Origin of the sequence: Planococcus koreensis (genome assembly GCF_004761975.1) — a bacterium.
Taxonomy (GTDB): domain Bacteria; phylum Bacillota; class Bacilli; order Bacillales_A; family Planococcaceae; genus Planococcus; species Planococcus koreensis.
The window spans coordinates 64,087-78,618 of the sequence record NZ_RQII01000054.1 but is presented as its reverse complement, the minus strand read 5'-3'; the positions used below and the strand labels follow the sequence as shown (position 1 = coordinate 78,618).

The 14,532-nt window shown below is 50.9% G+C and carries 16 protein-coding genes and 1 riboswitch; of the genes, 13 read left to right on the top strand and 3 right to left on the bottom strand.

All coding sequences use genetic code 11. The features are described from left to right. The first annotated feature begins 135 nt into the window (after positions 1-135). A riboswitch (SAM riboswitch) is annotated at positions 136-244 on the top strand. 71 nt (positions 245-315) lie between these two features. From EGV91_RS13020 to EGV91_RS12960, 13 genes are all read left to right on the top strand, one after another. Then, the gene (locus EGV91_RS13020; protein WP_135504401.1) at positions 316-1,329 is read left to right on the top strand and encodes a methionine ABC transporter ATP-binding protein; all 1,014 of its coding nucleotides are present in this window, start codon (positions 316-318) and stop codon (positions 1,327-1,329) included. Then, entirely contained in the window at positions 1,319-1,990 is a 672-nt protein-coding gene (locus EGV91_RS13015; RefSeq protein WP_135504399.1) for a methionine ABC transporter permease, read from the top strand. The genes EGV91_RS13020 and EGV91_RS13015 overlap by 11 nt, the downstream gene beginning before the upstream one ends. A gap of 19 nt (positions 1,991-2,009) precedes the next feature. Further along, the gene (locus EGV91_RS13010) at positions 2,010-2,831 is read left to right on the top strand and encodes a MetQ/NlpA family ABC transporter substrate-binding protein (protein WP_135504397.1); all 822 of its coding nucleotides are present in this window, start codon (positions 2,010-2,012) and stop codon (positions 2,829-2,831) included. A 16-nt stretch (positions 2,832-2,847) separates the two neighbouring features. Further along, positions 2,848-3,987, top strand: coding sequence for an iron-containing alcohol dehydrogenase family protein (locus EGV91_RS13005; protein WP_135504395.1), 1,140 nt, complete (start codon positions 2,848-2,850; stop codon positions 3,985-3,987). A 261-nt stretch (positions 3,988-4,248) separates the two neighbouring features. Beyond that, entirely contained in the window at positions 4,249-4,755 is a 507-nt protein-coding gene (locus EGV91_RS13000; RefSeq protein ID WP_135504393.1) for an RrF2 family transcriptional regulator, read from the top strand. Between the two features lie 2 nt (positions 4,756-4,757). After that, positions 4,758-7,580, top strand: a complete 2,823-nt coding sequence (locus tag EGV91_RS12995; RefSeq protein WP_221300891.1) for a YhgE/Pip domain-containing protein — start codon at positions 4,758-4,760, stop codon at positions 7,578-7,580. Positions 7,581-7,738: 158 nt separating this feature from the next. Beyond that, a complete protein-coding gene (locus EGV91_RS12990; RefSeq protein WP_135504389.1) occupies positions 7,739-8,068 on the top strand; it encodes a hypothetical protein in 330 nt (109 codons plus the stop codon). A 29-nt stretch (positions 8,069-8,097) separates the two neighbouring features. Next, positions 8,098-8,448: a hypothetical protein gene (locus EGV91_RS12985; RefSeq protein WP_135504387.1), complete on the top strand. Its 351-nt coding sequence runs from the start codon at positions 8,098-8,100 to the stop codon at positions 8,446-8,448. 81 nt (positions 8,449-8,529) lie between these two features. After that, the gene (locus EGV91_RS12980; RefSeq protein ID WP_135504386.1) at positions 8,530-9,135 is read left to right on the top strand and encodes a flavin reductase family protein; all 606 of its coding nucleotides are present in this window, start codon (positions 8,530-8,532) and stop codon (positions 9,133-9,135) included. A 289-nt stretch (positions 9,136-9,424) separates the two neighbouring features. Beyond that, entirely contained in the window at positions 9,425-10,057 is a 633-nt protein-coding gene (locus EGV91_RS12975) for a hypothetical protein (RefSeq protein ID WP_241666185.1), read from the top strand. 249 nt (positions 10,058-10,306) lie between these two features. Continuing rightward, positions 10,307-11,224: a DUF5996 family protein gene (locus EGV91_RS12970; protein WP_135504383.1), complete on the top strand. Its 918-nt coding sequence runs from the start codon at positions 10,307-10,309 to the stop codon at positions 11,222-11,224. A 137-nt stretch (positions 11,225-11,361) separates the two neighbouring features. Further along, positions 11,362-11,550, top strand: coding sequence for a hypothetical protein (locus tag EGV91_RS12965; RefSeq protein ID WP_135504381.1), 189 nt, complete (start codon positions 11,362-11,364; stop codon positions 11,548-11,550). 18 nt (positions 11,551-11,568) lie between these two features. Beyond that, positions 11,569-11,817: a hypothetical protein gene (locus tag EGV91_RS12960; protein ID WP_135504379.1), complete on the top strand. Its 249-nt coding sequence runs from the start codon at positions 11,569-11,571 to the stop codon at positions 11,815-11,817. Between the two features lie 170 nt (positions 11,818-11,987). Here the strand turns inward: EGV91_RS12960 and EGV91_RS12955 are convergent, their stop codons facing one another. From EGV91_RS12955 to EGV91_RS12945, 3 genes are read right to left on the bottom strand one after another with little or no spacing between them, the layout of a single operon-like run. Continuing rightward, a complete protein-coding gene (locus EGV91_RS12955; RefSeq protein WP_135504433.1) occupies positions 11,988-13,541 on the bottom strand; it encodes a polyamine aminopropyltransferase in 1,554 nt (517 codons plus the stop codon). 16 nt (positions 13,542-13,557) lie between these two features. Then, positions 13,558-13,953, bottom strand: coding sequence for a DUF350 domain-containing protein (locus tag EGV91_RS12950; protein ID WP_135504377.1), 396 nt, complete (start codon positions 13,951-13,953; stop codon positions 13,558-13,560). A 23-nt stretch (positions 13,954-13,976) separates the two neighbouring features. After that, positions 13,977-14,531, bottom strand: a complete 555-nt coding sequence (locus EGV91_RS12945) for a DUF4247 domain-containing protein (protein WP_135504375.1) — start codon at positions 14,529-14,531, stop codon at positions 13,977-13,979. Between the last annotated feature and the right edge of the window lies 1 nt (position 14,532).

The window sequence follows — 14,532 nt, the reverse complement described above, 5'->3', positions numbered from 1 at the left end:
CCAAATACGAAAAATACTGCTCTTTAAAGCAGCTCCAACAATTTCAAAAAATCAATTTCTTTGCCAAAAAAGGTTTGACAGCATTTGGAATGTCCTTTACTATTGAATCCAAGCCAACACACAACTTCATATGGAACATTATCAAGAGAGACCGAGGGACAGGCCCGATGACGTCCAGCAACCCCCAGCACGAGCTGGGAAGGTGCTAAATCCTGCAGAATGATTTCATTCTGAAAGATAAACCAATTCCATTTACGGTGCCTCTTTCTCTATGAAAGGGGCACTTTTTTATTGGCAGGAAAGAGGAGGGCCATCATGATCCGCATAGAGAACTTATCAAAAGACTACAAAACAAAAACTGGCCTGGTGACCGGCGTCGACAACGTCACGCTGACTATCAACGAAGGCGAAATTTTCGGCATCGTCGGCTACTCGGGAGCGGGGAAAAGTTCGCTGCTGCGCTGCATGAATTTATTGGAACAGCCGACAAGCGGCGATATCGAAGTGGACGGTTTGAACTTGACCCACCTGCGCGGCGAAAAGCTGCGCCAGGCGCGGCTGAAAATCGGCATGATCTTCCAGCATTTCTATTTGATCAGCCAAAAGACGGTCGGCGAAAACGTCGCATTTGCGCTGAAAGCGGCGAAGCGGCCAAAAGAAGAGTCGGCGAAACGGGTCGACGAACTGCTGGACATGGTCGGGCTGGCGGATAAGAAAGACGTTTATCCGGCACAGCTGAGCGGCGGGCAAAAGCAGCGCGTCGGCATTGCACGGGCGCTGGCGAATAATCCGTCGGTCCTGCTTTGCGATGAAGCCACCTCCGCATTGGACCCGAACACGACGCTGTCGATCCTGCGGCTGTTGAAAAAGATCAACCGGGAACTGAACATCACGATTGTCCTCATCACCCACGAAATGAACGTCGTCAAAGAAATTTGCGACCGCATGGCGGTCATGCAGGACGGCAAGGTCATCGAAGAAGGGGAAGTCTACGACATCTTCTCGGATCCCAAAACCGATTTGACGAAAGAGTTCATTTCTTCGGTCGTGTCGTTCGATGTGCCGCAGCCGATTCTGGATGCGTGTACAGGCAGCATCATCAAAGTGCAGTTCAAGGGAGCGGTTGCCGGAGAAGGCGTCATCACCGATACCGTCCAGCATTTTGATGTCAAAGGGAACTTTCTCCACGGCACCATCGAATATATACAGGAAAAGCCGCTCGGTTTGTTCTTGATGGAAATCGAAGGGCAACCGGACAACATCCGGAGGGCCATTACGTATATGGAAGGCCGTGGCGCAAAAGTGGAGGTGATTCAAAATGGGATTTGATTTTCAGCATATGCTTGAATTATGGCCGGATATTTCAAAAGCATTCGGCGAAACCTTATACATGATCGGCGTGTCGCTCGCGATTGCCATTGTCGTCGGATTGCCGCTCGGCATCGTGTTGTTTGTCACCGACAAAGGACTGTTTCTGGAAAACCGAGTGATCAAATCGATTCTCGGATTCACCGTCAACATGGTGCGTTCGATTCCGTTCATCATCCTGCTCGTCGCATTGATCCCGTTGACGAAGCTATTGGTGGACTCGACAATCGGGCCAGCGGCAGCAAGCGTATCGCTCTCGGTCGCAGCCATTCCGTTTTTCGCCCGCATCGTTGAAACCTCGCTGCGGGAAATTGACAAAGGCGTCATTGAAGCCGCGGTTGCGGTCGGCGCCACGCCATGGATGATCATCAAAGATGTATTGTTGCCGGAAGCGAAGCCGGGCATCATCCAAGGCGTCACGATCACGATCATTTCGTTGGTCGCCTATTCCGCGATGGCAGGAGTCGTCGGCGGGGGCGGCATCGGCGATTTAGCGATCCGCTTCGGCTATTACCGCTACGACAATACCATCATGATCGTCACCGTCGTCATCTTGATCGTTCTCGTCCAAATCCTTCAGCAACTTGGAGACTGGACGTCAAAAGCAATAGACAAACGATAACAAAAGGAGAGAAACCCACATGAAAAAAATCATCTTACCAGCTATCCTGCTCGTCCTGCTTGCCTTGCTTACCGCTTGCGGCGGTGGGGAAGAATCGAACGCTGACAGCAAATCCATCAAACTCGGCGGAACGGCTGGCCCTTATAGCGACATGCTGAATGAGGCATTCAAACCCGCTCTTGAAGAAAAAGGCTACGACGTGGAAATCGTGGAATTCAGCGATTACATTCAGCCGAACAACGCGTTGGACAACGGCGACCTCGACGCCAATTTGTTCCAGCACTCGATCTACCTGGAAAACTTCTCGAAAGAAAACGGCATGGACCTGACTGGCCTGATCACTGTGCCGACAGCGCCGATGGGCATTTATTCCAATGAATTTAACTCAATCGAAGAAATCAAAGACGGCGCAACAATCGCCATCCCGAACGACCCGGTCAACGCGGCACGCACGTTCCTGGTGTTGCAGGACCACGGCTTGATCACGTTGGATCCGGCAGCGGAAGAATTGACGGTTTCTGAAAAAGACATCGCTGAAAACACGAAAAATCTCGTGTTCCAGCCAATCGAAGCAGGCGGCTTGCCGCGTGCCGTTGAAAGCTCGGACTTGGCAGCTGTGCCAGGAAACTTTGCATTGGCGGCTGAAATGGATCTGCTCGATGCGCTGGTGCTAGAAGACATGCCAGACCAATACCGCAATTTGGTTGCGGTCAAAACAGAAAACAAAGACACGCAATTGGCCAAAGACTTGGTGGAAATCGTGGAGTCTCCGGAATTTGAAGCGTTGATCGATTCCGATTTCGAAGGCTTCGGCAAACCCGAATGGATGGAATCTCGCTAATCAAGGAGGGGACAGGATGGAAGAAATCATTGTAAAAGGGGCACCGGCTGAATACAGCTGTAATGCGGGCGTGCTCGATAGACTCGAAGATAAATTGATAAAGAGGAACATCAAGAAAGTGCTGATCCTGACCGGCACGAAATCGTGGCAAGCGCTGCGCCCCTATTTTCCGGACTTGGATGGAGTTGAAGCTGCATTTGAACTGTACCGGGGTGAAAGTTCGCTCGAAGAAATTGGTCGGGTTGCTGAAATCGCTCAGTCATTGGGAGCCGATGCAATCATCGGAGCCGGAGGCGGCAAAGTGCTGGATATCGCGAAAGGTGTCGCCCACGAAACCGGCATCCAGTCGGTGCTGATTCCGACGCTGGCATCGAATTGTGCACCGTGGACGCCGCTTAGCGTCATTTACACAGAAGAAGGGACGATGACCCATTACACGGTCTTCCCCGGAAGCGTCGACTTGCTTTTGGTCGAGCCCCGGGTCTTGATCGATGCACCGGTTGCCATGCTCGTCGCCGGCATCGGCGACACCATCGCGAAATGGTTCGAGGCGGACGTCCAGATCAGCCGCTTCGAAGACCCGCCGATCGCCTTGAAGATCGCCCATTACACTGCGAAACTTTGCGCTGACGAAATGTTTGAACACGCGGAAGCCGCCATTGCCGATGCCAAGCAGCGAAAGCTGTCCAATGCATTCATCAAAGTTGCCGAAACAATCATCATGCTTGGCGGCATGGTCGGCGGATTCGGCGATAAATACGGCCGCGTTGCAGGTGCGCATGCCATCCACAACGCCATGACCATCGCACCCGAATCGCACCAGGCGCTGCACGGCGACAAAGTGGCATACGGCGTGTTGGTGCAATTGCTGCTGGAAGGCAAAGCGGCAGAAGCGGAGGAGTTGGAAGGCTTCTATCAAAAAATCGGGTTGCCGGCGTCACTCAAGGATCTGGGCATACCCAGCCGCTGGATCGATGACATTGCCGTCCATTCGGTTCGGGAAGGCGAAACGATCCATGTATTGAAAGAGGAGCCGATTCGCGCGGATGAAGTGGCAGCGGTAATGTTAGAACTTGAGGAGCAAGCGGTGGAAAGCTTTGAGGAAACAGCATCAGACCGGAACCTCTATTATCAAAACGCTCTTAATCGGGACTAGAATTTGTACGTACTAATTAATAGCTAGACCGTACGTTACCGCTTTATTTCCACCAAAATTACCATCAAAATGCATGCGCTCATCCATCAGCCTAAAAGCAGACACCGATTTTTCGGATAGTCTGCTTTTCTTTGTTTTGGGAACGATTCATTTAAAAAAGGGAAGCTGCCTCTTGCATTTCCGAAAAAAAGGCGTATCATTCCTAAATAGATATTGTATATCCATAATGGATATGAAAAGTAGATGAAAGAGGTGCTAACCATGCAATTGACAAAAGGGGTAGAGCAAGCCATTTGCATCATCGTGCTGCTGGCGACACAGGAAAGCAGCGCGCCGCTCGCTTCCGACGAGATCAGCAAAAGGCTGGGCGTTTCGCCTTCCTATATGAAAAAGATTATCCGGAAATTGGTGGTCCAGGGCATTGCCGTGTCGGTTCCGGGAAACAATGGCGGTGTGTCGCTGGCGAAGCCGGCAACGGAGATTACGATGCTCGATGCGATTGAAGCGATGGAAGGGCCGATTCAATTGTATCCAGATACCGGATTGATTAGCTTGGCTTTTCAGGACGGCCAATATGCACAAAAAGGGCAGGAACTGCTGCGCAGCGTTTTTGCGCAAGGAGACCGCTTGCTGATTGAGTATTTGTCCAAAGTGACAGCAGCGGATCTGCTGAAAGAAGGCTTGGGCACATCGAATTTGCCGACCTTGAACTGGAACCGCGAAACCTTGAGTGACGTGATCAACAAAGAACAGGATGATGTAAAGTGAAAATGCTGAAACGGGAATGGCAGCAATTGCTTGCCAAACCGCTCTTATTGGGCACGATGATTGTGATGATGTTCATCCCGATTATATACGGAGGATTCTTTCTCGGTTCATCGTGGGACCCTTATGGAAAAACAGAACGCTTGCCGGTGGCGGTCGTCAACGAAGATGTACCGTCGGATTATGAAGGCGAAACGTTTGTCGTTGGCGACGAACTCGTGGGCAATTTGAAAGAAAACGACTCGCTCGAATGGCATTTTACGGATGCGAAAGAAGCCGAACGCGGAATGGAAGCTGGTGACTATTTCATGGTGCTGACCATACCGGAAGATTTCTCGGCAAATGCGGCATCGGTCATGGGCGACCATCCGAAAGCCATGAACTTGCAGTATGAAACAAACCCGGGCCGCGGCTTCTTCATCGAAGCGGTCAGCAAACAGGCAACAACGGAGATCAAAGAAGAAATCGCTGAAAATGTGACAAAAGAATACGTCAAAGCGGTGTTTGCGCAAATTGACACGCTTGGCGAAGGCTTAGGTGAAGCGGCAGAAGGTGCGGAAGAATTGGATGAAGGAACAATCCGCCTGCAGGAAGGCAATGAAGCGTTGACTGCCGGGCTGAGTGAACTGTCAGCAGGCAGCTTGACGTTCCAGGAAGGCGCCGAAAAATTGGAAGTCGGCGTCAGCCAGTTCGCAGGCGGGGCAAACGCGTTGAACAAAGGGGCAGCAAGCCTGAACAAAGGTGTTTCTGCTTATACCGAAGGCGTGGGCAAACTGCAAAACGGCATGTCGAGCCTCGCTGAAGGGACGGCCGAGCTGAACCAGAATGGCTCGCAGCTCGTCGAAGGGTCGGAAAAGCTGGCACAGGGGCTCGGTTCGCTCGTTCCGGGAGCGGCACAATTGAATGACGGCCTGACGGCAACGCAGCGCGGCAGTGCGCAGCTGGATAACGGCCTGCACGAATTGCAGGCGCAGACGAGCGGCTTGGCGGACATTCAGCAATTGGTTTCCGGCCAGGCGGCGCTGGGCGATGGCCTTGCTGAATTGGCAGCAGGCAGTTCAGCGCTCGAAGAAGGACTCGGCGCATTGAACAATAACTTGCCTGCAAGGGAACAAATCGAGAGTTTGCAGCAAGGGCTCGCGGGCATTCAGGACAGCGTCAGCCAATTGAATGGCATTGTTTCCGCTAGCGGCGGACAGGACGCATCAAACCTGCAAGCGAATTTGGCGGCGGCACAGCAAAGTGCTGATGCCTTGCAAGCTGCTTCCTCAACAACTGCAGTGGCGGCGCTGCAGGCGTCTCCCGCTTACAGCAATTTGACCGAAGAGCAACAAGCAGAATTGTCCGCTGCAGTCAGCGGCGGCGCAGAACAGCAAACGGCGGCGCAGCAACAGGCGATTGAAGCGCTCGAGGCAAACCTTGCGGCCGTATCGGCTGACTTGAACGAACAAGTAATTCCGGCATTCCAGTCGCTTGGTTCATTGCCGCAGCAAATCGCGGGCTTGAACAGCGCTGTCGAAGGCGTGAATCCGGCCGCTGCACAGTCGCTTGGCGGCTACGCCAGCATCAACGACACACTTTCAGGCAAGCTGATTCCAGGAGCAGCGGCGCTCTCGGCGGGAGCAGACGAAGCGGTACAAGGCAGCGGCAAACTATTGGCTGGCACCGAAAAGGCGGCAGCAGGGTTGCCGCAGCTTACAGAAGCCATCGACCGTTTGGCTCAAGGCAGTTCTTCATTGAATGAAGGCGTGTCATCACTTGCTGCTGGTTCACAGGGCCTTGTGGAAGGCGCAAGCGCTTTGCAGCAAGGGTCCGTGGAATTGGAGAAAGGCACTGCGGCCTATGCAGCCGGTGTGTCCAAAGCGGCACAAGGCGCGGATGAGCTTCAGCAGGGAACAAACAAACTCGCGGCAAACTCGGCCGATCTGAATTCCGGCGCAGGCCAATTGGCGGATGGGGCTTTACGTTTAGCCGAAGGGATTCCAGCACTTTCCGGCGGCGTGGGTGAACTGGCCGGCGGAGCAGCAGAACTGCGCAACGGCGCAGGTCAGCTCGAAAACGGATCGCTTGAAATCGGCGATGGCATGGGGCAATTGGAAGAAGGCTCGGCCGAACTCGCGGGGAGCTTGTCTGACGGAGCCCAAGACGTCAACGGCGCACAAGCAGAAGAAGCCAATTTCGAGATGATTGCTGCTCCGGCGACCGCAACCGAAAGCCAGCGCAGCGAAGTGCCGAACTACGGCCATGCACTGGCGCCGTATATTTTGTCGCTCGGGCTCTTTGTTGGTGCGCTGTCGTTCAATTTGGTGTTTCCGATCAATGCACCAGCCGGGCGCCCGACGTCCGGTACGGCCTGGTGGCTCAGCAAATTCTCGCTGGGCTTTGTGCAGGCGACTTCAGCGGCATTGATCGTCGACGCCATCATGCTGCTCGGCTTCCACCTTCAAGTGGAGCATACCGGAGAGTTTGTCGCGGTCTCGGTCATCACCTCGCTGACGTACATGTTTTTGATCATGTTCCTCGGCATGACGTTCGGCAATCCGGGACGCTTTGTGGCCATGATCCTGCTCGTGCTTCAATTAGGCGCGAGCGGCGGCATGTTCCCGGTCGAGCTGACAAACGGATTTTTCCAGAAAGTGCACGATTTTGTGCCGATGAGTTATGCGATTCTCGGCTTCCGGGAAGCGATGTCCTCGGCCTACAGCACAGACACTTTTTGGATGAGCATCTCAGTGCTCGGCGCTTTCTTCCTGCTTTTCAATGTGCTTTTGTGGCTCGTGCTTTCTCTGCGCAGCCGCAAAGCATTCAGGCTGGCGGAAGAAAACTGACGGCAGGAACCGCATAGCGATATGCGGTTCTTTTTTTTGGTTCTACACTAAATGTTGGGGTGTTCAAACAATTTAACCCAAAAAAAGACACGCAATCTCCAACTTCTTTTATACTTGAAATGTCGAGTAACAAGTAAAAAAAGAGGAGATGCGTGCACTTGAATATTACCATGAAATTCCCCGGATTAGAAGATGTGATGGTGACAAAAATGGAACAGGTAGAGGACCGCGTGGCCCTGCATGTGGAACTGGAAGTGCGGCCGCACCAGTGTCCGCGCTGCCAGTTCAGAGCGCTTGAAACGTTTACTTTTATGAACCGTTTAATAAGAAGAATAAAACAAAGAAAAAGGTGTGACAGGAAGTTCAGCGAACTAAGTAATGATGGTCTATCAGATATGCAAGAAATGCCTTTGGTCGTTTTTCGTTTAGCACCTATCGTTTTTATTCTGGGAATTGCTCCAATAAACAAACAGTATTTTAAACCGTAATTTCTTTATTCAAACGAAGAGGTGGAAAAATGAAGAAATCGCTTATTTGTGTGCTGATTGTCTTATTGGCTGTTATGTCAGGGTGTAATAACAATAAGAAAAGCGAGGAAGAGCAGCAAATTTTGGAGAATGTATGGACATATGTAGAAGGGACGGATATGCCGCAGAATGAGGAATGGGAAAACGCTTGGCTAAATGGAGAAATCGAAGAAATTGAAGTGTCGGATGAGATGGCCAGCTATACCGATATCGATGAGAAATACCGTGGCCAAACCATATTTCTGGTGACTCCGGTGTTTGAAACAGAGCTTGTGGCGTATCCGAGCATCTTAGTGGATCAAGAAACGAAGAAAGTGATTGGCGAACTGCCGGGAGAATAAAAAGCTGCTTGCGAACATGTCAGTAAAGTGAATTGTGCTATTTTCAAGGGGAAACGCCAAAATGAACAGGAGCTGAAGAACATGCTATCCATCGATCCAAAAGACAATACCGAGCGCGAAAATTATAAATTATTGGTCGGGTCCGTAATTCCGCGGCCCATTGCGTTTGTCACGACCCAGTCGGAAGCCGGGGTGATCAACGGGGCGCCGTTCAGCTATTTCAATATCGTGTCATCCAATCCGCCGATGCTGTCACTGGCGATTCAGCGCCCCGCGAGCGGAATGAAAGATACAGCGCGCAACATTTACGAAAACGGGGAATTCGTGGTGCACATCGTCGATGGCGACAACGTCGCGAAGATCAACGAGACATCTGCATCCTTGCCACCTTCGGAAAGTGAAGTGGAGATGGCTGGCCTGACAGTGGTTCCGAGTACAGCGGTATCAGTGCCAGGCGTTGCCGAATCGAAAGTGCGCATGGAATGCCGCTTGGTGCAGGCCGTACCGTTCGGCGGTGAAGGGGCGGGGAGCGATTTGTTCATCGGCGAAATTATCCAGTTCCATGTCGACGAGGCGATTTACGAAAAAGGCCGCATCGATCCGAGGGGCCTCGATGCCGTCAGCCGTTTGGCAGGCGCGAACTACGCGGCGATCGGGGAGATTTTTGAGATAGCGCGGCCTAAGTAAATGGGCTGCTCATGGAAAGCAAAATTAGAACAAGCTCTATTACTATAAAATGCAAAAAAAAAAGGAAGATTTGATCAGACCGCTAATTCGCAATGAATTAGCGGTCTTTTTCTATGCCTTAATCGCTAACTGCATGATGCATTCACACACGCTGTAACAACTTTGAAAAGGCAAAGTTGTAAAATAATTGTAAGAAAAGTGAATCTATTCAAAACTTCAATCGTATTACTACTATCAGCACTTTCGTTGGAAACACCAGAAGATATTTCAAAAAAGTCTATGAGGAGGAATGATGATGCACTTCTTAAAAAATAACAGACACGTTTCGATAAAAAATGCATTTGGTATGCTGTTTTTGATTTTCATTAGTCTAACGATTGCGGGTTGTTCGGCTAACGGTGCAACAGAAGCCAATGGAACAGAACCCGAGGAGACAGCCGATAAAAGTGAACAAGCGATTCGGGCTGTCATCGAAAAGGAATTCAATGGACCAGACAAGAAATACAAGGAATTATGGGATGCAGCGATGGGTGCCCAGATTTCAGAGAAATACAGTGAAGATTATGAAGCCTATCTGGAATCGCCTGAATACCAAGCCTTAATGAGCTATACGGAAGAAACTTATGCTCCCTATTTTACAGACAACGGCTATGATAACTTCATCAATCAAGCAGCCTTTATGTATGCTACTTTTGATGAGGACTACCAATTAAATACGTCTGCTATTGAAATAGCTCAAAATGAAAAAGAACCAACGCTATATGACTTCACTTTCCAAGTGGAATATACGGATGAGAATGGTGAAGCAGAACCATTCAATTTCAAGGGAGATGCCATTGCCCCGGAAGATGGGAAAATCGGGAGAATCCAATATATGGATGGATTTGAGGACGGACTGCTTGCAACGCTGCGAAACAATTAATAAAACTGGTTAACTAAACGCTGCCTTCAGGCGGCGTTTTTGCAATTGAGAGGATCGTTCGGACGCTGTTTATATTTTTTCGCCTTGTTGATTAAAATGCAGGGTAGCTTTCCTGTTTTTTTTGCCGCAGTAAAGGAAAATACCCGCAGGCATCGAATTAAGAAAAGGGAAAAGACAAACCACAGTCAATGGCTTCGGGAACATTGGCAGACACAGGCATGGAAGAGGCAGACCAAGGAGGAGAACGCAATGGAACTTGATATCATCAAGCATTCAGAGTGGAAAGACACCAAATTCACGCTGCATTTGATCTCACAGATTCTCGGCAAGATCAAGCTGGAAACCGCGCAGCAAGAGCCGCAATGGGCGCACGTGACATTGGCTGTCACACCCGAAGGCTTCTCAACAGGCTTATTGTTCCATAGCGATACGCCGTTTCAGCTCGACCTGGACATCATCAACAGCCGCATCCAAATTAATGTCGACGGCGACAGCCAAAGCGTGCCGCTGCAACCGTCGAAATCCATCAAAGCGTATTTCGACGAAATCTTTCAAGCATTGAACAGCCGGGGCATCATGCTTTCCATCAACCCGAAGCCGCAGGAAATGGCGTATACCAACAGGCTGAACGAAGATGACGCGCCTTTAACGTTCAAGCAAGCGGATGCGGTACGGGGGCTGAAACTGTTCCATTATGCGCTGCGCGAACAGCTGAAGTTCGTCGGCCCGCTGCGCTGCCGCAAAGTGAAGCCGGCCTTGTTTTGGGGCACCTTCGATGTTTCGCTATTGGTTTTGCACGGCATCCCTGAAGCGTTTCCCTTGGACAAAGTCATCGAAAAAGCGGCGTTTGATGAACACATGCTGGAATACGGCTTCTGGCTGGGCGACGACAACGTCGACGAGCCGACATTTTTCGTGCTGCCGTATCCTTTTCTCTACAAAGAACTGGACACTTCCTCTTTGCAGCCCGCCGAAGCCTATTACGATCCAGCGAAAAGCGAATTTTTTCTGGACTTGGAAACGGCAGCCCGCTCCGCCGATCCGAGCGGAACCATCCAAGCCTTTTTCCAAACGACGTTTGATATCCTGATCCAGGAACTCGACTGGCAAGGCTGCGCCTATTACTTCACGCCGCTGGACATGCCGAAGCAAGGAATAGCCGATTAACACTTAAGAAGCAAAAAGCACAAGCGGCGAACCATTCGCTGCTTGTGCTTTTCTTTTTACCCAGTAGTTTCCAATTGGAATAGGAGGGTATGGGAGAAAGAGAGCACGTAAAGACGCAGCCGAAAAGGTGGATTTTATTGAGTAAACGTGTAAAAGACATCATCCTCGGGACATTAGTATACGCAGGCATCGGCTTCGTCATCACGCTGATCCTGAACGGGGGCGAGCCGGTGTGGACGCTGGTCATCGGCCAAGGTATCGCCGGATTCCTTACCTATGCGTACATCTATCCGGCCCTGGAAAAAAGGAAACGAAAACGAATCTGATTACCGAAGGAGATGCATATGGACAATAAAACGAAAATGATGAAGTGGCTGAAAGAGCCAATTTTCTCGGAAAAAATTGACCCGTTCATCAAATTTGTGCTGGTCTTTTCGGGCGCAATGGCCGGCGCACTGGTCTATCCGCAAACAGACATGCCTTTTTGGCAGTTCCTGCTGTGGATGATCCCGCTCGTTATTGTGCTCGTTTTCATCATCAAAGTGCTGGGGACTGTGTGGAGAAACAACCGAAAGCAGCACGATATGAAATAGGGAAGCCGACCTTGTGAGCAAAAGGCATCAGCTTTTTCCGATTATCCCGCCCACCCAACTGAACTCAAATCAAAAAGCGCATCCTACTATTAGAAGGGTGCGCTTTCAGGTGTCAGTTTATATAACTGTTTGGCGAAAGGTCTTAACCCGCCAATAACTCATGTACCACCTCAGTAATTCGTCCACGCTTTCTCGTAAACCTCGATCAAGTTCGGCCGGATCAGCGTATTGGGCTCGAGCGTAATCACATCGCCGTTGCTGTCTTCAATCACCGCGTCTTCGTCTTTGCCGAACGCCGTCAATGCCGGCAGCAGCTCAGTGCTCAAATATTCGGTGTCTTCGATGATGGCTAGACTTTCCACGTCTATTCCAAAACGGGAAGCGAGCACGTAGCCCCAGCCGCCGAAGCTCGGGATGTCGGCGTGCAGATTTTCGGTCTGGAGGCCGGTCGCTTCGATGGTCTTATCGATTGTCCAATAAACTTGCGGCGCAAACACCGGGCTTGTCGCCTGGACCATCATGGCGCCGTCCGGATGCAAATGATTGCGGGCAAGTGAATAGAATTCCTGCGTGTAGAGTTTATTGAGCGATTCGTTGTTTGGGTCGGGCAAGTCGATGATGATGACATTATAAAAGCCTTCCGCAGATTCTAAAAAGCGGAACGCGTCTTCATTGAAGACATTCACTTTCGGATCATCGAGTGAGTTTTCGTTGAGTTCTGTCAGCAAATGCTGGGTCCGCGCGGCTTCGGTCATTTTGGGGTCGAGGTCGACCAAGTCGACGCTTCCAAGATTTTCGTATTTCAGCAGTTCACGGACCGCGAGCCCATCGCCGCCGCCAAGTACGAGGACACGGTCATGCCGTGCCGCAGCAGCCATCGGGGGATGGACGAGAATCTCGTGGTAGCGGTGTTCATCAGAAGAACTGAATTGCAGCTGGCCGTCCAAGTATAGCCGGGTATCGCCTTGCTGCTTCGTCAAAATGATTTTCTGGTACGAAGTCTGCTCGGAGAAAATTACCGGATCCTTGTAGAGTTGCTGCTCAAAATGAAACGCCGCCTGTTCTCCGAACAAGGCTCCGAGTACGAGAATCGCTAGAAACAAAACGCCGAACGAAGCATGCAGTTTAAAGCGTTTCAATTCATGCTTGAAGCGGAAGACGATCCACAAGGCGACTGCCACATTGATCAACGCTACGAGAAACGCCGTTTTCACCAGCCCGAAATACGGGCGCAGCAAAAACAGAAAAAGCAGTCCGCCAATAAGTCCGCCGGCATAATCGGAAAACAGCACCTTGGCAGCGCTTTTCTGGAGAGACACGCCGATTTCATTCGCTTTGCGGATCAATATCGGCAGCTCGACACCGGTCAAGGAGCCGACAATCAGGATGACGCTGTACAAAAACAGCGAACTGGTGCCGGGCGGCAGGTAAGCCGTAACGCCGAACAGCAGCATCGCGGAAAACCCGCCAATGAGGCCGATGGAGTATTCAATCCAGACGAACGACGCAACCAAATGGCGGGTCATTTTCTCGCTGAAGTACGCGCCAATGCCCATTCCCGTTAAAAAAAGGGAGATGGTGAGTGTGTATTGCTTCACTCCATCTCCTAAAATGTATGAACCGAGCGCTCCGAACAGCACCTCGAAAATGATGCCGCAGATGGAGACAATCCCGGAGGCATAGTAAATCGCCCGGCTTTGCCGGACGGATTCTTGTTCAGTCAGCATTCAACACACCGCCTTACGTAATAGAAGCGCCGATGACGAACGCCAAACCGACTGAAACGGCAAACGAAATGATGCCGACTGAAGTGTTTCTTTCTTTCAATTGGGTTTCCACTGAAAAGCGGGGCGTCAGCAATTCGAACAGGAAATAAGCAACAAATTGAAGCAACAGCCCGAAGAGCCCCCAAACAACGGTTTCCAGAATGGTGTCATTCTCCAGGATGGAGAACGTCAAGATGATGCACGTACCGATGATTTTTCCGGCAATCGACAAAGCGACGGCCGTATTGTTTGCATTGATTTCCTCCCAATCCTTGTACTTTCTCGTCAATAGTTCAAAAATGACGAGGCCGACAAGGACGACAGCGATCGCTGCCAGAAAATATAAAAACGTCAGTAAGAATGAATTCACTAGTCAAGCTCCTTTGCTATGAGTTATTTTCCGACACCCGGACCGCCTCCGCGGAATCCGGATCCACGCCCGCCTGTAGTGGATGAGGGAATCGAACTGTATCCGCCGCCTCCGGAATAGCATCCGCCGCGTGCACAGCGAGTGGCCTGCGACTGGCTCCAGCCGGATCCGAAGCGGTTGCCGATGAACGCCCCGAAAAACATGCCGGTGAAAAAGCCGGGGTTGTAATGGTTGCGGACAAATTCATCTTCTGCTACTTCCACAAGCGTAGAACCGGGATTGTCCGGATCTTCCGTCAAAATGATGAATTCCTTGTCATAGACCATTACCTGCCGGCCTTCCACTTTCTCGCCGATTTGTTCCGGCTCCTGGATGTCGCTCAATTCTGCTATGGTGCCTTCAATGTCTTTGTCAGACCGATACATCATCGCTCGGCTGTTATCGCCGGCGTCGCTTTGAATCGCATTGACAAACGCATAATTGTCTTCCACATAATCTTCCGCCTGTATGAGGCTGCCGCATGCCGACAAGAACAGGACTGCAGCCACAAGGCCCGTTAGCCAAGGTTTTTTAGTCATC